17 protein-coding genes are annotated in these 21,240 nt (G+C 34.7%); 7 read left to right on the top strand and 10 right to left on the bottom strand.

Features of this window, described 5'->3' with window-relative positions; translation table 11 throughout:
• Window positions 1-19: 19 nt before the first annotated feature.
• From AB1282_RS12290 to AB1282_RS12275, 4 genes are all read right to left on the bottom strand, one after another.
• The gene (locus tag AB1282_RS12290; protein WP_429899183.1) at window positions 20-1,924 is read right to left on the bottom strand and encodes an alkyl/aryl-sulfatase; all 1,905 of its coding nucleotides are present in this window, start codon (window positions 1,922-1,924) and stop codon (window positions 20-22) included.
• Between the two features lie 60 nt (window positions 1,925-1,984).
• A complete protein-coding gene (locus AB1282_RS12285) occupies window positions 1,985-3,502 on the bottom strand; it encodes a long-chain-fatty-acid--CoA ligase (protein ID WP_429899182.1) in 1,518 nt (505 codons plus the stop codon).
• Window positions 3,503-3,700: 198 nt separating this feature from the next.
• On the bottom strand, window positions 3,701-4,909 hold the full coding sequence (locus AB1282_RS12280) for an iron-containing alcohol dehydrogenase (protein ID WP_056473769.1): 1,209 nt from the start codon (window positions 4,907-4,909) through the stop codon (window positions 3,701-3,703).
• A 68-nt stretch (window positions 4,910-4,977) separates the two neighbouring features.
• On the bottom strand, window positions 4,978-6,495 hold the full coding sequence (locus AB1282_RS12275; protein WP_056473768.1) for an aldehyde dehydrogenase family protein: 1,518 nt from the start codon (window positions 6,493-6,495) through the stop codon (window positions 4,978-4,980).
• A 292-nt stretch (window positions 6,496-6,787) separates the two neighbouring features.
• Here AB1282_RS12275 and AB1282_RS12270 point away from each other — a divergent pair, with 292 nt between their 5' ends.
• Window positions 6,788-7,696: a LysR family transcriptional regulator gene (locus AB1282_RS12270; protein ID WP_056473765.1), complete on the top strand. Its 909-nt coding sequence runs from the start codon at window positions 6,788-6,790 to the stop codon at window positions 7,694-7,696.
• Between the two features lie 184 nt (window positions 7,697-7,880).
• Here AB1282_RS12270 and AB1282_RS12265 read toward each other — a convergent pair whose 3' ends face one another.
• A complete protein-coding gene (locus tag AB1282_RS12265; protein ID WP_429899181.1) occupies window positions 7,881-9,221 on the bottom strand; it encodes a PLP-dependent aminotransferase family protein in 1,341 nt (446 codons plus the stop codon).
• Window positions 9,222-9,357: 136 nt separating this feature from the next.
• Here AB1282_RS12265 and AB1282_RS12260 point away from each other — a divergent pair, with 136 nt between their 5' ends.
• Together AB1282_RS12260 and AB1282_RS12255 are read left to right on the top strand one after the other, a co-directional pair.
• Window positions 9,358-9,981, top strand: a complete 624-nt coding sequence (locus AB1282_RS12260; protein WP_056473762.1) for a nitroreductase family protein — start codon at window positions 9,358-9,360, stop codon at window positions 9,979-9,981.
• A 151-nt stretch (window positions 9,982-10,132) separates the two neighbouring features.
• Entirely contained in the window at window positions 10,133-11,068 is a 936-nt protein-coding gene (locus AB1282_RS12255; protein WP_429899180.1) for a DMT family transporter, read from the top strand.
• 268 nt (window positions 11,069-11,336) lie between these two features.
• On the opposite strand, the gene AB1282_RS12250 is transcribed toward AB1282_RS12255, so the two are convergent.
• Window positions 11,337-12,173, bottom strand: a complete 837-nt coding sequence (locus AB1282_RS12250; protein ID WP_429899179.1) for an alpha/beta fold hydrolase — start codon at window positions 12,171-12,173, stop codon at window positions 11,337-11,339.
• 422 nt (window positions 12,174-12,595) lie between these two features.
• Here AB1282_RS12250 and AB1282_RS12245 point away from each other — a divergent pair, with 422 nt between their 5' ends.
• Together AB1282_RS12245 and ycaC are read left to right on the top strand one after the other, a co-directional pair.
• A complete protein-coding gene (locus AB1282_RS12245; protein WP_429899178.1) occupies window positions 12,596-13,153 on the top strand; it encodes an NADPH-dependent FMN reductase in 558 nt (185 codons plus the stop codon).
• A 123-nt stretch (window positions 13,154-13,276) separates the two neighbouring features.
• On the top strand, window positions 13,277-13,921 hold the full coding sequence (ycaC, locus tag AB1282_RS12240) for an isochorismate family cysteine hydrolase YcaC (protein ID WP_056473755.1): 645 nt from the start codon (window positions 13,277-13,279) through the stop codon (window positions 13,919-13,921).
• Window positions 13,922-14,261: 340 nt separating this feature from the next.
• Here the strand turns inward: ycaC and AB1282_RS12235 are convergent, their stop codons facing one another.
• The 4 genes from AB1282_RS12235 to AB1282_RS12220 all read right to left on the bottom strand — a co-directional run bounded on the left by AB1282_RS12235 (window position 14,262) and on the right by AB1282_RS12220 (window position 19,715).
• Window positions 14,262-14,969: a response regulator gene (locus AB1282_RS12235; protein WP_429899177.1), complete on the bottom strand. Its 708-nt coding sequence runs from the start codon at window positions 14,967-14,969 to the stop codon at window positions 14,262-14,264.
• The gene (gene dcuS, locus AB1282_RS12230; RefSeq protein ID WP_056473750.1) at window positions 14,966-16,567 is read right to left on the bottom strand and encodes a DcuS/MalK family sensor histidine kinase; all 1,602 of its coding nucleotides are present in this window, start codon (window positions 16,565-16,567) and stop codon (window positions 14,966-14,968) included. Before dcuS ends, AB1282_RS12235 begins: the two co-directional genes overlap by 4 nt.
• Window positions 16,568-16,829: 262 nt before the next feature.
• The gene (locus AB1282_RS12225) at window positions 16,830-18,527 is read right to left on the bottom strand and encodes an NAD-dependent malic enzyme (protein WP_429899176.1); all 1,698 of its coding nucleotides are present in this window, start codon (window positions 18,525-18,527) and stop codon (window positions 16,830-16,832) included.
• A 219-nt stretch (window positions 18,528-18,746) separates the two neighbouring features.
• Window positions 18,747-19,715 (bottom strand): 2-keto-3-deoxygluconate permease, encoded by a 969-nt coding sequence (locus tag AB1282_RS12220; protein WP_429899175.1) that lies wholly within the window; start codon window positions 19,713-19,715, stop codon window positions 18,747-18,749.
• Between the two features lie 339 nt (window positions 19,716-20,054).
• Between AB1282_RS12220 and AB1282_RS12215 the strand changes: the two genes are divergently transcribed.
• The gene (locus tag AB1282_RS12215) at window positions 20,055-20,486 is read left to right on the top strand and encodes an HTH domain-containing protein (RefSeq protein ID WP_390311083.1); all 432 of its coding nucleotides are present in this window, start codon (window positions 20,055-20,057) and stop codon (window positions 20,484-20,486) included.
• Window positions 20,487-20,812: 326 nt separating this feature from the next.
• Complete coding sequence (locus tag AB1282_RS12210; RefSeq protein WP_056473743.1) at window positions 20,813-21,100, top strand: hypothetical protein; 288 nt, start codon at window positions 20,813-20,815, stop codon at window positions 21,098-21,100.
• Window positions 21,101-21,240 lie beyond the last annotated feature (140 nt).

Genomic DNA, 21,240 nt, shown 5'->3' with positions numbered 1-21,240 from the left:
TCATTATTTTTTCTGTTAATTAAGGAGTTACGATATTTATACAGCGTTCGAACTCATCTAAAAGTGATAAAAATTCATTCAATTTTGTTTGATCACCAGAAATGATCAATTTTCCTGCTCCCACTGCTTGTTCGGGTGAAAGAAGTCCTAGTAAAGTTCCATAAAATGCAAATTGATCAATTGTTAATGAAACATCTGCATTGTCATCTAACTTTTTTGCTCTCGAAAATAAAACAGAATTTTCCAAATATAAAGCGTATACTTGCTTAGTGTCTGATAATATTACATTTATCGTTATTTTTTTGCCTTCTGCTTTTGGACCATTTAATTTAACGGCTATTAATTTTAAGAATTCGTTGACTGGCATATTCTTAATGATTCCCGAGACATCTAGTGGTGCATTTTCTTTATTAATTCCATTTCTTAGTTCAGATGCACCTACAAGATAAATATTTCGCCAATTAGCTGATTCAGCTTGATACCCTAATTGCTCAAATGCATCTGCTAATAAATGTTTAGCATCTGAATTTTCTGGTTCAGCCATAATGACATTTTTTAATACTTGAGCGACCCAACGATATTCACCTTTTTCAATATCAGCTTTTGCTTGTCTCAAAATATTTGTTGATCCACCCATGTATTCAACATATTTTTGGCCAGTTTCCACTTGTGGTAGTGGATCTAAATCGGAAGGATGAGCACTATAATAACCTAAATAATAATTGTAAATACCTTTTGAATTATGCTTTAAAGTTCCATAATACCCTCGATTTCCCCAGTAAGTATCCAATTCTGTTGGAAGTTTGATTGTTTCAGCTATCTCATCCATCGTATATCCATGATTGGCTAATCGCACTGTCTGATCGTGCATATATTTATATAAATCACGTTGCAATTTTAAATGATTGATTGCATTATCTTTCTCCCATACAGGCCATGCATGAATCATTAGTAATGCATCAATCTCTTCATTTTCAAATAATTCGATTGTTTTATCTAGTGAATTAGCCCAATGTAATGCATCTCTCGTTTTTGCTCCTCTTACAGTATAAATTTGATGCATAAATTTATTAGCATTCTCTGATACAAATAATAATTTGTAATCCCTAATATAAAAATGCATTTCAGCTGGTGCTTCGGTGTTTGGCGTTAATAAAAATTCAAAAGTTACACCATCGACCTCCATCGATTGGATTTCATTTTCTATTTCAACATTTGGTAACTGAAAACTCATAGTACCTGAACCCATTGTTGGTCCAAGTCCCACTGATACTGAGCCTTTTGTACCGTCTGGTAAATCTTTCCCAAACTGATATTCCGCACGACGCGCCATGATTGTACCTAAAAGTGCATTCTCACTTAAAGCTTCTTCTGTAAAATATTGAGGAACTATAATCGGAATATTAGGATTCTCAGCATAATTAAGCACAGCTTGAATACCGCCAAAATGATCAGCATGACTTTGACTGATTATAATGGCCGTTACTGGCTTTTGTGGTCGATGCTTATAATATAATTCCATCGCGGCTTTAGCTGATTCATTACTTCCTAAAGCATCAACGACAATCACTCCCTGTTTTCCTTCAATAAAAAAGTTAGTTACAAATGATTGTCCACGAACTTGATATACTCCTTCTACAACTTCAAACAAACCAGAAATAGCCTGTAATTGTGCATTTCTCCATAAGCTAGGGTTCACAGTCTCAGGAGCAGCGTCATTTAAATAGTTTAACTTTTCGATGTCCCAAACAGCTTCTCCAGAATCATCTTTAATAATTTTGGCTTCTAGTGGTGCAATCAATCCTCTATTTGCATCCAAGAAGTCCTGCCGATCATCAAAATTTAGAGAATCATATACTGCTAAATTTGCTTTTTTTGTAAAAGATGTTGCCGCCATCGATTGAGTTAAAATGTTATTTGTCATAAGAACCTCCATGATTTGATATAAATTCAAAAGCTATTATCAGAAAAATACTCTATTAAACTAATTAACCTTCACTTGTTCAACATTTAAAGCTCTTTTTAAAATCTTACCTGTACTATTCTTAGGTAATTCATTCTTAAATTCTATTTGTTTAGGTAACTTGTATTTTGCAAGCTTGTCCTTGCAGAAATGTAAGATGTCGTCCTCTGTTAAGCTTTCATCATTTGATACAACGAAAGCCTTTACGATTTCTCCGTAATCTTGATCACTTATTCCTAATACAGCTACTTCAACAATCGCTGGGTGTTGATAGATTACTTCCTCTACTTCTCTTGGATATACATTGTATCCATTTACAATAATCATGTCCTTTATTCGATCAACAATATAGATATATCCGTCTTTATCCATTTTTGCTAAGTCACCAGTATAAAACCAATCATTTTTAATGGCGTTAGCTGTTGCCTCGTGCATACCTAGATAGCCAATCATGACGTTTGGACCTTTTACAATTAGTTCACCTATCTCACCCCTTGGAACTTCATTTCCAAATTTGTCGACAACCCTATTTATGACGCCTGGAATATCTACTCCGACAGACCCAATTTTTCTTATTCCTTTTATAGGGTTAAATGCCGTTACAGGAGCTGTTTCAGAAAGTCCAAATCCTTCAGCTATAGTAGTCTTATATTTTTCTTCAAATCGTTGAAGTAATTCAACTGGTAATGATGCTCCACCTGATAAACAGACTCGCATAGATGCGAAGTACTCAGTTGAATAATCTTTTAATTGTAATAAAAAGTTAAACATCGTTGGAACACCAGCAAATAATGTCACTTTCTCATTAAAAATAGTATGAATGACTTCAATAGGATTAAATTTTTGAACTATTACGATATTAGCACCACTCATAATTGGTGTATTAATACAAACTGTCATGCTAAATACATGGAACATTGGAAGGGCAGCTAACATGCGATCGTCTTCATTAAACTCTACTAATTTAATAATTGACTCTGCATTTGATGCCATATTTCTGTGACTTAGCATAGCTCCTTTTGGTCTTCCTGTTGTTCCAGAAGTATATAAAATAACAGCAAGATCTTCTTCCATAACTAAAGCAGTGTCATAGTTTTTTGAGTTATTTACAATCAACTGCTGCCAATTGAATTCAGCTTTTTTCGATCCCACGTAATAATGCATTTCGATCTGTTTTAATTCTAATTTAATCGAAGCAATGATTGGTTCCATTGTAAAATTAGCGATGACAGCTTTTGCTTGGCTATTCGATAAAATATATGAAATTTCATCTTTCGTAAAGATCGGGTTAACTGGTACAACTACACCACCTGCACGAAGAATTCCATAATAAGCGATGACAAATTCCGGACAATTCCCTAATACCAAGGCTACTTTATCACCTTTTCTAATTCCATCATGTGCTAAACTAGAAGCTACACATTCAACTTTTGAATATAATTCACTATACGTTATATTTTTATTTTCAAATGTAATTGCATTACGATTTGGATATTTTTCTGCACTTTTTCTTAGTACTTCATTTAAATTCCAATTCATAAAAATTTCTCCTCCTGATAACTACATACCATTAGTAGGCTACATTCTAGTAAATTACTGAATTAAGAGAGCTAGATTGAAATTGTTATACTAAAGATAGACTCTTTTATTATTTCGTTCCAACTTTATACATAAAATTAAAATATAATTGAGGCACCATCAAAAATTTTGACGGTGCCTGGTAACTATAAATAAAAATTATGAAATTACTAAGCCAGAACCTGCAACTTCATTGGAAACTTTTGCTATTACTTCAGGTGGAATTTTGAAGAATATTCCGCAAGGATCACTATGAACCATCGCTACAATGTATGCCATATTATCGACATTCACCTCAAAATCAGCAAATGTACTAGGAAGACCAACTTTTTCACGTAAATTACGGATGAATAAAACGACTTCTGCAAGGCACTCTTCTGTTTTTTCCGGTATATCTTTTAAACCTAAAGCTTGTGCAAAACCCTGAATTCGTTTCAAATAATATGGTGCTAGTGATTCCATTACATTTGGTAATAACACTGCATTTGCTAGTCCATGTGGAATTCCAAATTTCGCTCCAAATACATGAGCAATATTGTGAACTGGAATTGCATTAACTGAAAGACTGAAAGCAGAAATTGCCATCGAACTAGCCATTAACATATTTGATCGTGAAGCAAGATTATGTCCTTCATGAACAGCAGTAGGTAAATTATCTACAATCATACGAATCGCTTGAATTGCATATGCATCTGTCATTGGATTCGACTGAGGTGAGAAATAGGCCTCAATCGCATGAGTTAATGCATCAAATCCTGTAAAAGCTGTAATTTTCGGTGGTAAACCAATTGTAAGTTCTGGATCTAATATCGCCATATCAGGGCTTATAAATGTGTTTAGGATATTCGTTTTAATTCCGACCTTTTCATTGAATACTACAGCGATAGGTGACACTTCCGCTCCAGTACCTGCAGTCGTTGCAATTGCAACATGTGGAATTGGAATATACTGAGCTTTTGGCCAAAATTCCATTACATTTCCTACAAGAAGTTCTTCACGAATGTCATGAACTTTATTATGTAGCATCCATTTAATTGCTTTTACTGTATCTAAAACACTTCCGCCACCAACAGCAATTAATGCATCTCCATTACATTCTTTATAGAACTTAGCTCCGCGGTTTATGATTTCACCTTTAGCATCCTGTTCTATGTCCTCAAAAACACCCACTATTTGTACATCGCTAGGTATTGTTTCAAATAACTCCTTAATTTTATCTGTAATTCCTGCTTGTGTTATTCCTTTATCCACATAAAGAACAGCTCTTTTACCACCAAGCCCTTTAATCATTTCAGGTAACAAAGAGCGAGCTCCAGCTCCACTGTTTACAACTGTTCGAACCGAAAACTGGAAAAATGATGTTATCATGAAATCACCTTCTCTTTTCTGTTTAAGTTTGTTTAATCTAATCTATATTCATTTGTTTTTTTCTATTTTTATAATAAGATGCCATACCAAGGTTTTTGACTTAGTTCAGGAGTAAGTGAGCAATGAACATGTTTTACTTGCGTGTACTCGTCTAACGCATACCGACCAAGCTCACGACCAAATCCACTTTGTTTATATCCTCCAAATGGTGCGTCGCTTCTTAACATATGCCAGTCATTAATCCAAACTGTTCCCGCCTTTAAATCTTTTGATATTTTAAGAGCTTTATTTACATCTTTAGACCAAATACCAGCTGCTAACCCATAAATCGTATCATTAGCAATTTCAATCGCTTCTTCAATCGTCGAATATCGAATGACACAAAGAACAGGTCCAAAAATCTCTTCTTGAGCGATTTTCATTTTATTATTAACATCCGCGAATATCGTTGGTTCAACAAAATATCCATTATCATATCCCTTACCTATTAAACGTTTACCACCACAAACTAAACGAGCTCCTTCTTGGATTCCAGCATCAATATAAGATAAAACAGTGTTTAGTTGTTGTTCTGAAGCCATTGGCCCCATTCCAGTCGTCATATCAAGCTGGTTTCCAATCGTAATTGAAGAGGCTAAATTCGCTAATCGCTCAACTACTTCATCATAAATCGAATCATGTACTAAAAGGCGCGTTCCTGATTCACATAGTTGTCCAGAATGAAGACAGAAACCGAATAAACTACCTGGAATAGTAATATCTAAATCAGCATCAGGTAATACGATCGATGGTGATTTTCCTCCTAATTCTAGAGTGACTCTTTTAACTGTTCCAGAAGCTAACTCCATAATCCGTCTTCCTACTTCAGTAGATCCCGTAAATGCTACCTTATCTACATGTGGATGAGTTGCTAGCACTTCGCCAACAGTAGCTCCCGGTCCTGAAACAACATTGAAAACTCCTGCCGGGATTCCAGCTTCAGTAGCTAATTCTGCTAGTTTCAAAGCGGAAAGTGGTGTATTTGATGCAGGTTTAACAACAATTGAATTTCCCATTGCTAGCGCAGGTGCAATTTTCCACATTGCTAAAAGCATTGGTAGATTCCAAGGTGTAATTGCAGCTACGACACCAACGCCTTCTCGCCATACTTGATTGTTGCTTGGTCCTGGAAAAGGTAGAATTGGCAAAGACTCAACAAATGGATACTCAACAGTAAATTTGGCTGTTTGCTGTAGTAAATCTACTAAATATAAAATATCCAAATTTGAGATTCGTCTTACAGTAGCTCCAGAACTAACAGATTCCAAGAATGCAAGTTCCACCGAATGTTCAACAATCTTATTCCCGAAATTAATTAAGATTTGAGCTCTTTCTTTTGGAGATTTTTTTGACCAAACTCCTGAATCAAAAGCATTACGAGCAGAAGTAATAGCTGCTTCGGTATCTTCTCTTCCAGCTTTAGCTACTAGAGCGACTACTTCCCCTGTTGCTGGATTTTTCACACTAAACGTTTCACCACTTTTTGCAGGTGTCCATCTACCATCAATATAAAGCGGAAATTCCAATAATTTTTGAGTCGTTTGCATTTAAAAACCTCCTAAAATAGTTATTAAATTAGTTAAGTAGGAAATACAGTTATACCTGACCCCCTTTTGAGAAAACGCTTGCAAATTAAAAGAAATACTTAGAAAATAATCTTAAGGACTTGTCTTAATTTAAAAATTAAGAATTATCTGAATTGATTGTATAACTTCACAATCACTAAGTAAAATTAGGATTTGTAATACCTTGTTCGCATTTTTTAATATCTAAAAATAGAGGTTTTTTATTATCCAAACTTATTTCTAATATAGTAATCTTTAAAAAGGTGGTCACCATATGCACATTCAAAAACTTAAGATACTTTCTGAAGTTGCTAAAACTGGATCTTTTTCTATTGCAGGTCAAAATCTTCATATAACCCAATCTGGTATTAGTCAGGATATAAAAAAAATAGAAGATGAATTAGGAATAAAAATTTTCGATCGCTCTCGATATGGGGTTGTTCTATCAAATGAAGGAGCCAAAATTGTAAATAAAGCAAATGAGGTATTGTTAAAATATGAAGAAATGTTTGAAGAAGCAAGAATGATTCTAGAAATACATTCTGGAAATCTAAGAGTTTCAACTATACCTGCTTTCTTTACTTATTTATTAAAACCATTAATTGAATTTAAGAATTTATATGCAAATTTAAACATAGAAATTTTAGAAAATATAACTGAACATACAGTTGAAGCGGTTCAACAAAATAAAGCAGAGATCGGACTTATATGTATATATGAAAATATTTTGAAAAATATTGGGCTTTTAAATTTTGAAAGGATTCTCGAGGGGAAACTAAAGGTTTATGTAAGTAGCGATTCTCCTTTTGCTAAAAAGAAAAAAATTACACCAGAGGAAGTCCTTCAGCAGGCAGTAGTATTATACAATGGTGATTATATCAATTGGTTTGTTAATAATTTTCAACTTAAATTTGGAAAAATGAATATTCTTTTATCATCCAATCAAACGGAAGAATTATCACGATTAATCTCCGAAGGATTTGCAATTGGCTTTGCCCCAGATTTTGCTACTAAAAGTAACCCTTATGTTATTGAAAACAAGATTGTTGAAATTGACCTTATAAACTATGAACCTGTAAATGTTGCACTTGGAATTATTCATGGAAAGAATAGAAGTCCTTCAAAAATAGAGAAACACTTAATCCAGTTTATTAAATCTGAATTACAATATTATATAAGTTAAAAAACATCATTATATATTCACTTAGCCATCACATATATCCTCATGTTATTAATAATATTGAATAGTCCATCGAATCATTTAGATTCTCTGGACTATTTTTTTTATCATCTACTATAAGGGGTACAGTCTACTAATTGGTGCTTTTTGTAATTTAATAGATTACTTAACCGATAAGTATCATTTTTCATACAAAGTAATTGTTAGTGTTATTTAATGACCTAGCAATTTGTTTTATTCCTTTTTCAATATCTGTAGGTTCACAATTTGAAACGTTGATTTTTAATATTTTTTCTTGAAAAAAATTATCTAAATAGTTTTGCTTAATTGATTTAACCTGAATATTATGTTCATTTAATTGTTTAATTAATGCAGTCATATCAACTTGCTTGGGCAAAACAATATGACTGTGCATTACGAGTTCGGTTGCGTACTTGAAATTTATTAGATGAGTTTTTAACGACGTTTGAAGTATTTGAGCACGAGCTAGATATTTATCTCTGACTTGTTTTTGATAGTGTTCAAACATACCACTTTTTAAATACAACTCTATAGCTGCTTGTGAAATCATTGAACTATCTATATCAATTACTGTTTTAAATTGCTGAAAAGTTTCTATTAACGAATCAGGTAAAACTGCTATACCAATACGTAAACCTGGGAACATAATTTTTGAAAAACTTTTCAAGTAAATAACACGACCATGCAGATCATTTGCAAACATAGGATCATTTTTATTCATATATTCAAAATCTGCTAAATAATCATCCTCTACTATATAAACATTGTATTTATAAGCTAATTTTAAGATTTCTAATTTTTCTTTTTTATTATAGGAAGTTCCTAATGGGTTTTGAAATCTAGGCATAGTGTAAAAAAATTTTATATCACCCTCACGGAAAATTTGTTCGAGTTCTTGTAGATTAATCCCCTCTATTGTTCGCTTTATCCCTATTACAGGTAATTTATATAGTTTTACTAAGTCAATGTATAAATGATAACTTGGCTGCTCTACTAAAATCTTAGTTTTATTATTTGAAAAAGGCATAGTACTCAGTAAAAAAAGAGCTTGCTGAACGCCTGAAGTTATAAATATTTGTTTTTTTTGAGCAAATACTTGATATGATTTTAATAATTTTTCAACCTCATTTATTAAAGACGGTAAGCCCTTATCGGTACCGTATCGAAATAAGTCCGCTTGAAACGTATCAGCTGCTTTATTTAAACAATGTTGGAAATCTTGATACGGAAACGAATGCCAATTAGGAGCTGAAGTCGCAAAATCAATTTTACTCGTTTTAAATGGTTGTTTAAACATCTTATGCTCAACTACATAAAAACCACTTTTGGGTCTTGCATAAATAAGGTGTTGATTTTCTAATTTCTCAAGTGCAGTAAGGATACTACTATTACTACAAGAAAAATGTTTCGCTAAGTTTCGTATTGATGGAATCTTTGATCCCGCTTTTAACTCTCCAGTTTGAATTTGAGTAAGTAAAGATTGATATACATATTCATATTTGAGCATTATATAACTCCTTTAAAGGATCCTGTATTTTTCCTGTATCGGTACAGATGTCTAATTTTTAAACGTTACAATTTTAAAATGCACATAAAATATAAGCATTGGCCGGTTCAAAATTTAGTATAGGGAGAGATGTATTTTGCGAATTCAAAAATCAAAACAAACTCTTTCATTGAAAGATTCAATCGAATCACGTCGTAGTATTCGAAAATTTATTCAAGAAACAATTCAAGACGAAGAAATCCAAGAAATTTTCAACCTTGTTAGATTAACACCTAGTGCATGGAATATTCAACCATGGCATTTTCATATTATCAAGGATATTCAACTTAAGGAAAAACTTCAAGAAGCAGCTTATGGTCAGAGACAAGTAACCTCTGCTCCAGCTGTTGTAATTATTTCAGTTGATATGGAGAATTCGATTAGCCGTTTATCCGAAACAATTCATCCTGGTATTTCTGAAGATCGAAAACAAATTGAAGTAGCTAATCTTACATCTGTATTTGAAAAGATGAGTAAAGGAGAACAAATAGCATGGGGTCTAACACAGGCAAATATTGCACTTGGTTTTCTTTTACTAGCAATTCAAGGTCTTGGTTATTCAAGCGTGCCAATGTTGGGTTTTGATCAAGCGAAAGTTAAAGAACTGTTAGGTCTTCCCGAGCATGTAGCTTTTGCTGCAATGGTACCATTTGGCCACCCAGACTCAGATGGTTATGAACATCATCGTTTTGATTTAAATAAAATTATTACTTTTCATTAATAAGAAGGAGCAGGCTTTTTAAACCTGCTCCTTTCTCCCTTATGTTTGAATCCTCCTGTACCGATACAGATACAAATTATTTACCTCGATAAGGGTTACTTTTTTACATAAAATTAGCATTAACAGTTCTGATTAATAGGGGGAAAACATTATGACAGATAATAGAAAAGCTTATTTAGCGATTACTATTTGTTCATTAATCATTGGGTTATCATTTCTTTTTGTAAAACAAACGTTAACAATAGCATCACCACTTGATACCTTAGCACATCGTTTTACAATTGCTTGGCTTGTTGCCACGATCATTTTAATCTGTAAAAAAGAAAGTATCAGGATTAAGAAAGGTGATTTAATTAAAATTTCATTTCTTGCCACATTTTATCCAGTACTATTTTTCTCATTGCAAATTTTTGGACTAATGCATACAACCTCCTCTGAAGCAGGTGTTATACAGGCAACAGTTCCAATATTTACTTTGATACTAGCCAGCTTACTATTAAATGAATCATCAACAATTGTACAAAAAATTGCGATATTCATTTCCGTACTTGGGGTCATGTATATTATGTATATGAATGGAGTTAAGAACATTAATACTAGTATTGTAGGTAGTATGTTAATCTTACTATCAGCGCTTGCAAATTCAATATATAATGTTTTAACAAAAAAACTCATTCAACAATATTCATTATTTACGATCACATATTTCATTACTCTTATTGGGTTTATTGTATTTAATGGAATTACTCTATATTTGCATTTAAGGAACGGAACAATTCAACAATTTATCCTGCCTCTTAAACACAATGATTTTATAATTGCTATATTATATTTAGGGATTTTTTCTTCTTTAGGTACATCCTTTCTTTCAAATTATGCTTTATCAAAATTACCAACTTTTCAGATAAGTGTATTTCAAAATCTATCTACACTTATTACAATTTTAGTAGGTGTTTTGTATCTCAAAGAATCATTCCACTATTATCATATAATCGGTAGTTTTCTTATTATCTTTGGGGTTGTTGCTGTAAATTATTTTAATAAGAAAGTAATCGTAGATAAACATATTCGTAAAATAAATATGTAAATTTATTAAGTCAAAGAAATTTTGATAACAATCTAGATGCAGTTCAAGTTGCTAACTAAGAAATTAAATCTATATATTAAAAAACATAAAACCATGTAATGAAAGAGGAACATTCTATCGAGGAAGTGGATCCAACAACTTATATATGTAGAAAAGAGGCTAAAAGAATTTTTAAATATAATATTCTATAGTCTCTTTTACGTTAAAATAAACAGGCCCTTAATAATCGCGGACCTGCTTGTTTTCGTTTATATAAAAACTATTTTAATTAGTCATTTAAAAATGTTAATAACGATTCATTAAATTCTTTTGGATGAGTTGCGTTTAATCCATGCGGACCACCTTTTATTAAAGTCAGCTTACTATTAGGAATGGAATCATATGTACGTTTTCCACTTAACTCAAATGGTACAGTTGCATCAGAGTCACCGTGAATAATAAGAGTAGGTATATTGAACTTTTCCAAGTCCTTTCTAAAATCAGTCTTACTAAATGCCGTTATACAATCTAGTGTTCCCTTAGGTGAGGCACTAGCTGCAATATCCCGATTATATATACGGAATGGCTCACTAACTAAATCTGTTTGATTACCCGCCGCGAAAAATCCCTTCGTAAATTTGTCAAGAAATGCTAGGCGGTCGTTTATCACGCCACTTTTGAATTCTTCAATTGTTGCATCATCAAATGCTCCTTCTGGATGATCCTCTGTTTTGTATAAATAAGGAGGAACTGCACCAGCAAAAACAGCCTTTTCAATACGATCTGTACCATACGTACTAATGTATCGAGCTACCTCGCCTCCACCCATAGAAAAACCAACAAGTGTGACATTTTGAAGATCTAAATGTTCTAACAGTTTATGTAAATCAGAAGCAAATGTATCATATTCATATCCTTCCCACGGCTGTGATGATTTTCCAAAGCCTCGACGATCATATGTAATGACTCTGTAACCTGCTTCAATAAGAGCTAGTACCTGATACTCCCAAGAGCGTCCACTTAAAGGCCAACCATGTATTAAGACTACAGGTTTCCCTGAACCATGGTCCTCATAATAAAGTTCAATTGGAGCATGATTTTCATTACCTACAGTAAATTTTGCCATCTAATTTTCCTCCTATGAATTTTCATTATTAAACCTATGTCCTTGCTTCTCTGATGAAAAAAACTTTTTACTCCAAAACATTAAAATATTTTTTTGCAAAATGTTTATAAGATGATTATATTCCCTTCTATTAAAATTGTAAAATTATTCCAAATATATCAAATCAATTACTATTTTAAATTACAGTTTATTTGTATAAGCCATTCTCGGTACCATCAAGTGATGGAGATGAATCCCTTTAATTTCTTTAACAGTTAGGTAATTGTCTTTCATAACAATAAGCTTGTTGCCCTTAGTTCCTAGATTTTTTGTGATAAACACTTATCGAAATTAAATAGTCAAAAGATTAGGTATAAAGCCACATTTTCCATTATGGTATATTATGGTAATATTAGGATGATTTTGACAAAAGGAGGGCGTATATGGTTAAAACAATAGGTCTTATTTGTGGTAGTTTACGAAAAAACTCTTATAATCGAATCATTGCTCAATCATTAACAGAGATGGCTGATTCCCATCAATTTCGTTGGATCGAGATTAATGAACTACCTTTATTCAATGAAGATTTAGAAACAGATGTTCCAGAAGCAGTGACATCATTTAAGTCTGCTATCAAAGACGTTGATGGTATCATTATTGCAAGTCCAGAGTACAATTCTGGAATTCCAGGCGTATTAAAGAATGCATTGGACTGGGCATCAAGACCTCGGGAATCTGCTGTTCTTAGTAGAAAACCGGTTGGTTTAATTGGTGCAACTCCTGGAGGACTAGGTACTGTTTATGCTCAAATACAAATCAGAGAAATACTAGAAACTATGCAAGCTCATGTTCTTCCATTTCAAAAAATGCTGATTTCCCAAGTACATGAAAAGATTGATTCTGATCATAAAGTACTTACTGACGAAAAAACAAAACGTTATCTTCATCGTTATTTACAACAATTTATAAATTGGATAGATAAAACTCCTTTTTTAGATTAATAGAAGGAGTGCATTTTTTTCTGATTTTTGAGAAACTGACTGACGTGCACAAACGAAGAATTTTATGATAATATTCCAGTTTTAAACTTTGTTCGATTACTTAATTTTTAGGAGGAATACATAATGTCTGATCTCTATTCTCGTATTAATAAAGATGATGCTGTCGTTCTTTTAGTGGATCATCAAACTGGTCTTATGGCTGGACTAGTTCGTGATTATGGTGTTGACGAATTCAAGAACAATGTTTTAGCTCTTGCTCACACTGCTAAGTTTTTTGATTTACCGGTTATTTTAACAACAAGCTTTGAAAACGGACCTAATGGACCATTAATGCAAGAATTAGTTGATCTTTTTCCTAACGCGCCAAAAATAGCTCGTCCTGGACAAATTAACGCTTGGGATAATGATGATTTTGTAAAAGCAATCGAAGAAACTGGAAAAAAACAACTTATTATCGCGGGTGTAGTTACAGATGTGTGCGTTGCTTTCCCGGCACTTTCCGCTATAAATGCTGGGTATGAAGTATTTGCTGTTACTGATGCTTCAGGAACTTTCAGCAAACAAGTTGCAGATGCGGCCAATACGCGTATGGCACATAGTGGCGTGCAACTTTTGAACTGGTTTAGTGTAGCGTGCGAATTACAACGCGATTGGCGCAATGATGTCGAAGGTTTTGGTAATTTGCTTGCTAGTAATCTTCCAGGTTATCAAAATATAATTGGAAGTTATAGAGGAGCTCAACGAGATTTCAGTAAACAAAATGCATAAATTTAGCGCTGATTTAATCAGTTCTCTTTGTTAAATTAGAAGCAAAGCTCATCTGACGTTTGCATTCCATAACCATGTATTGGAATCTCCAAAAAACCATCTTTAAACGATAATATATTTGGTTAGTACGAAAAAATAGAAAACAAAAAAGAGATTGGCCAAAAAGTAGGCTAGTTCACGGATGAGACAACTTTCTCGTAGCTAAAAATATGGTTAATCTGTAAAATGGTAGCGCAGGCATAAGCACCCACGCTACCATTTTCTATTTAATCTATTTGCTATTACTTAAGCAAATTATTAATAAGTGAGAACCACTAGCTTCTAAACTCACTTTAAACACTTACAGAAAATTTTTTATTAAGTATTCTTTAATTTGGTTATATTCATGCTGGTAAACAGGTCTTCCGATGGTCCCATATATAACCTTTACATCAAGGATTCCTAAATCCTTTAAGAAGTTCAGATACTTTCTCGCTGAGACCCTTGAAATGCCCACAACATTTGCCACTTCTTCGGTGGAAAATGGCACCTCCTTCAATTCCTGAATCGCTTCCCATACTTGCTTTAAGGTATCTTTAGTCAACCCTTTTGGGAGCTCTTCAACTATTGGAGCTTCATCTCTGTGAAAAAGATAATTATCAAGCTCCTGTTGGCTAACTGCTTCCAGTTTATCGGTAAACCGTGTCTTTTGCTGATAGCTGACAAGAGCAGCGTTGAACCGTTCAAATTCAAAAGGCTTTATTAAATAATCGACAACACCATACCTTAATGCCTTTTTGATTCGCTCTAAATCCGATGCTGCCGAAATAATGATTACATCAATTTCAAGTTCATTTTTCCGGAGGTACGTTAATAGCTCTAACCCCTGTTTGCCCGGCATAAAAATATCCAGAAGTATAAGCTGTATCTCTTCCTTTCCAAGCAAAAGGATCGCATCATCAACTGAATTGGCTACTGTAATCAAACGGAAACCACCAATCCTAGAAAGGTATCGTTTATTGATTTCCGCCACCATAGGGTCATCTTCAACTATCATTACATTGATCATGCCTTTTCATCCTCTGCTTTATAAGGTATATACACCGCAAAATTCGTTCCTTTTCCCGGCTTAGAAGAAATGATTAGGTCCCCTTCAAGTCTTTCAATACTCTGAGCTAAAAGATACAGTCCGACCCCGCGGTTATCTCCTTTCGTGGAGAAGCCTTTATCGAATATTTTATTTTGCATTGCATTCGTCATTCCCATACCTGTATCCTTCACTTCGATTGTTAAAATATCCTCTGCGTAATCAAGCTTTAAGTCAACTTTCTTGACAGGACTGTTCGCTATCGCTTCCATTGCATTATCGACGAGATTTCCAATAATCGTTATTAGTTCTTGGGTGATTCCCGGGTTCACAGGTTGGGGAATCTTATTGGAGCAATCAAATGTTAGTGATGCACCTGATTCTCTTGCAAAGCTTAGCTTGCCAATCAAAAATCCTGCTAGAACCGGATCCTGGACATTCTTGGTTACAAAACCCATTTCCATTTCCCGGTGGTTAACCGTTTCACTCACATAGTTCGCAAGTGTATCATATTGTTCAGTACGGACAAGGCCAAGAATAACATGCATCTTATTCATGAATTCATGGGCATGGGCACGGAGGGCATCCGCATAATTCTTCACACCTGTGAGCTGTTCGGCCAATAACTGAACTTCCGTTTTATCACGGAATGTCGCAATTGCTCCAACCGGTTGATTATCCACCACTACCGGTACCCTGTTTACCAAAATAGTAACCCCATGCAAATCCTGTTCCTGATCAACCTCAGTTTCTCCAGATTTCAAAATACGGGTTAAGCGTGTCTCAGGCAAATAATCTTCTATTTTGAGTCCCTTTGGATTCCCTTCTAGGCCAGCTTTTTTAAAAAGCTTTTGGGCTGCCCTATTTACAAGGGTAATTTTTCCTTCTTGGTCAATGGCTATAATTCCCTCTCGCACAGACTGGAGCATGGAACTCCGCTCTTCAAGCAGCCTGGCAATAGCGAACGGCTCAAGGCCCAATAGGATTTTTTTGATAAACCTGGCCAAACCCACCGCACCGGTTACCCCGATTAATATTCCGATTATTGTTCCAATCAGCATCCCCATCCGGCCTTTATGTACAGCCTTCGTTACGTTTTCCAAAGAAATTCCTACAGCAACAGCGCCGACTTGTTTTCCTTTTGAATTCTTTATTGGTGTAAATGCCCGCATGGAAGGGCCGAGAATCCCCTTTGAGTTAGATACATACTCTTTCCCTCGAAGGACTGGGCCTTCATCTCCTCCTCTGAATCTCTTTCCAATTTCACTGGGATCTGGATGGGAAAGCCGAATTCCTTTCATATCCATGACGACAATAAAGTTAACATGCGTTAAATCTTTTATTTGATTAGCAATAACCTCTACTACTGTCGAATTTGTTTTCCCCTCAAGAGACCCAATCACTTGCGGGTTAAGAGAAACGATCTTTGCAATATTAAGTACCTTTTCTTTCTGTGTCTCTTCTACACTGGAGGTAATTCTTTTACTGATTAGCAAATCGGTTATACCTAGTGACAAAGCGACAACAAGGCATACAAAAAAAATGATGATGGCTTGTAAACTAAATCTGCCCTTTTTCATATTCTCCTCCAGGTTATCTGCATAATTATAGTATGAATAAGGTTTATCCATTACATACTAAGAGACCGCAAAGCTCTCTGGAAAGAGGTTTGCAGTCTCTCTTATTAGTAAAATTTCCCCCGCCACAATTGGTTAAAGAATGCAATTGTAACGAAATAAAGATGGAGTCAACGTAAAACTTTGCTCCATCTTTATTTTTATCCAATATTTAGGCTCTGTTTTATTATTAAGGACTAACTGTTATTAGCATTACCCGTAACTTCTATACTTCTAAAGCTACCCTTTTTATTTCTTTATACTCAGGTTTCCACATTGCTTCTTCAATCGCATTTTCAACATCTTGAATATCTATCTTTGCAATTCCTTCATGTATTGCAGCATGGGCTACTTCAATGGCTACGTATTTTGAGACTTCATGAAGCTTTTCAATGGATGGCAGAAGGGATGCTCCAACTTTACTGGTGTCAGACATACTTGCAACCGCATTAGCAGCCGCTGCAAACATTCCTTTTGAGATCACTTCAGCTTTTGCAACAATCGCTCCCAATCCTAGGCCTGGGAAGACAAATGCGTTATTTGATTGTCCAATTTCATAAGAAACACCTTTGTATTCCACATTGGCAAACGGGCTGCCTGTTGCAATTAGAGCCTTGCCATCGGTCCACTTAATCAGATTTTCCGGCACTGCTTCAGTCAATGCAGTAGGGTTGGACATAGGCAAGATGATGGGACGCTCAACGTGCTTGGCCATTTCTTTAATAATTTCTTCAGTGAACGCGCCGGCTTGTCCAGAAGTACCAATCAGGATTGTTGGCTTTACCCTTTGAACTACTTCCATTAATGAAATGATCCCTTTCTCATCCTTATCCCAGTCCTTAACTTCATCTACTTTTCTTGCATAAGGCTTCTGGAAGTGCAGAACATCTGCTGTTTCATCTGTTAGTAGACCCCGATAGTCTACAGCCCAGAAACGATCTAATGCTTCTTCTCTTGTTAATCCTTCTAGAACCATGGCATCTGCCATTTGGTCTGCGTTACCGATGCCGGCAGCCCCTGGTCCAAAGACAACAATGCGTTGGTCCTTCAGGGATTCTCCTGTTACTTTCAAAGCAGACATCATAGCAGCAAGAGTAACAGCACCTGTCCCCTGGATGTCATCGTTGAAGGTAAGGATTTTGTCACCATATTTGTCCATAATTTTTCGCGCATTGACGTTGCCAAGGTCCTCCCAGTGAATGAGAACCTCTGGAAAGAACTTTCTTGCAGTTTGAACGAATAAATCAATGAATTGATCATAACGATCACCTCGGACACGTGCGAATTTGTTACCGATATACATAGGATCTGCAATCAAAGCCTGATTGTTCGTGCCAACATCCAACACGATTGGTAGAACACGGTTTGGATCAATACCAACTGCAGCCGTGTACACGGCAAGTTTGCCAATCGCAATATTAATACCGCCTACCCCTTGGTCCCCAATACCAAGAATGCTTTCAGAGTCGGTCACGACGATTAAATCAATACCATTCTTTGGCTTTCCAAGATTATTAAATGCCTTTTCAATACCCTCAGGATTATCAATCGAAAGATATAAGCCATCTGGGCGACGGTATCTATGGGAGTATGACTGAATTGCATCGCCAACAGTAGGAGTGTAGATGATTGGGAGCATTTCTGCCAGATGATCTTTCAAAAGACGGTAAAACAAGACAACATTACGGTTATATAAATCATAAAGCAGCCCGTTTTTGAACAGATTAGTCGTCCGCAATGAATATTGTTCATAGACCCTATTCACTTGTTCATCAAGGGTGATTACTTGTGGCGGTAACAGACCCTCAAGTCCAAGTTCTTCTCTTTCCTCTTTCGTAAAAGCTGTTCCTTTATTCAAAAAAGGATTGGTGAGAACTTCTTTTCCTTTTATTGTAGTTATAATAACATTCTCATGTACATTCATGATGTTTCCTTCCTTCTATCTTAAAATGGCTATTCCTAACGCAACCATTTTAATAAAATTTTCCTTATCTCATTATTTTTTTAACTAAATACCCTTTTTTGTAACTAAAAAAAGCAGTAAGTGAAACCACTGACTGCTTTGTACTTGTTACATTTTCAAATTGGCTTCAAGGCTTCGGAAGCATATTAGCCAGGAAAACAGTAGATTTTTATTTTATTGTCAGGATGCCCTTGCAATTGATTTATTAGCTTTATTCTTTTCGGACATTTTAAATACATAATTAACAATAATAGGACAGACTATTGCAGATATTACACATGCTGCTGCAACTTGCGCAGTAGCTCCTGGTGCTATTGCAGCTAAGGTTGGATCTGCTGCAGCAACAACAGCTGGTGTAGCTACAGCATTCCCTGCAGTTGACCCTGTTGCTAAACCAACGATCGGATTTTCTTTAAATAACTTTAAAAGTAAGTAAGCTCCAATTCCAGTGAATGCAGCTATTAATCCTAGTAATATGCCAGGACCTCCCGCTTTTATAATAGTTGAAAAATTCATTCCTGCACCTAATGGAAATGAGAAGAATGGGATTAATAATAATTTACTGCTTCCAAGGAACTTTCTCATATCAGAATCAATATTTCCTAAAATCATTCCTATTACAATTGGAATTAATACTCCTAAAAGTGTTTGAAAAGGAATTGTGGCAAGTCCAGATGCACCTAGTGCAACTAATGTGAAAAATGGACCATCTTTTAAAGAAAATAACGCATATGCGCCTACATCGGTTTCGTCACCATATGATGAAGCAAGAGATGCATATAATCCACCATTAGCATTTAATAACGCTGCAAGGATCGCTAATGGTGATAAACCTAATATTCCGGCAGGCCCAAAAAGCATTGCTACAGTTAAACCTATACCTGCACCCACTATAAATTTTCCTGTTAATAATATTGCACCTTTTTTTAATGCCTTGGGTGCCAATTTGAAATTAATTTGTGAACCAATTAAAAACATAAAACACGCCAAAATAGTAGATGACGCTTCTTTACTAAATAATGCCGTTGTAAAACTTCCAATTTGTAAAAATTGCGGGAAAAAGGTATTCGTTAATACTCCTAAAAAAAGTGGAACAACCATCAGACCACCTGGAATTTTATCAAGCGTTTTCTTTATTGGAATTTGCATTTTTAACCCTCCTAAAATAGTTTTATAATCTCGAATGAATCCATTGTTATACCAATCGTTCAAATAATTGTAGAAAGCGGTTCCAATTCCCTTGCTTACTATATCTTAATCACCCATGTTTTGTTACCTGTCTATCATATTCGGATAAAAACTGTTTTCATAGTTTATGAAAGTTTAATAATTCTTTTTGTAAATAAAAAAAGTAAGCAGTTTCAAAAATGAATTGTTACCCGAATAATAGACACTTAAAAAAAAGGGTCTATTATTCGGGTATTTTTATGTCCTCGACATTCAAATCCCGTTTATAATAAAAATATAAATAGATGAGGTCGGGGAAAAATGAGTAAAATTATTTTTAGTAGTTTTCAAATAAAACAACTTGAAAAAAATAGTAATGTGATTAAAGTATCAGATCGTTCAATAAGCTATAAACCAGAGTTTAAATTAAAGGCTGTATTAGAAAATCTCAAAGGAAAAGGCCCTCTTCAAATCTTTATTGAAAATGGATTTGATATAGAAATGATAGGTAAAGATAAACCAGGTCAATGTTTAGAACGCTGGAGAACTACTTATAAAATCTATGGAGAAGAAGGTTTTTATACTGAAAGACGAGGGAAAGGTTCAACCGGAAGACCTACTTCAAAGGTTCAAACAGCTGAAGAAAAATTAAAGAAAGCTGAAGCACGAATAGCTTTTCTTGAGGCAGAGGTAGAGTTTTTAAAAAAGCTCGACGAACTAGAAAGGCAGGCGGCGAAGAAAAAGAAACGTTAACAAAAGCCGAGAAATTTGAATTAATTGAACAGATAATAAGACAACATGAATATCAACACATGGTCTCAAATCAATATGACCGTGAATCCAAAGTGCAGGATCATACCCCTCTTCCACTGTATATTCATCATCACTGATTTGATACAAACCAGGTGGTCGATCTAACGTCACTTTCGGAGGTGTATTATCGACCAACATTAACATGACGTGGATTATAACACGGCTTATGGTCGTATGTTCATCGTGAAGATTGGGCCAAAGCCTTAGATTATGCAAGGATATTAGAGCAAATAGCTATAGAAGGAATTTGGTATGGAGAGGCTCTAATGATCCAGTCGATTGTATTAAGACGTTTGGGTGGTACTTTAAATGAAATATTAGAACTTATCGAGCGGTCTGCTCAAGTTAGTGAACTTCATGCCGAATTTGCAACAGGAAATCGTTTAGTCACATATATTGAATTTGGACAGCTTGAGTATTTAGATCAATACCTTGCCTGGTATGAAGGAAGAGACTACATTTTTATGGGCTTACCATTTATGCTGGAAGGATTTGTTAAATTAGGACGATTGGAAGACAATACATGCAGATACCAATCTTCTAAAAATTATTGAACAGAGTCAAATTGAAAAGAATAGTTAACAATTTCATCGGCTACATCTGTAATTTGTTTATGTTCATAGTTCGGTGGCGTTCTTTCCGAAAAATAATATTACCAAATACTCAAATCTTCGAAAGAACTGATCATACAAGA

Origin of the sequence: Gottfriedia sp. S16(2024) (assembly GCF_050473765.1) — a bacterium.
In the GTDB taxonomy this organism is placed as follows: domain Bacteria; phylum Bacillota; class Bacilli; order Bacillales; family Bacillaceae_G; genus Gottfriedia.
Note: the sequence above shows the minus strand (reverse complement) of the source record. Positions and strands in the feature narration are given on the sequence as shown.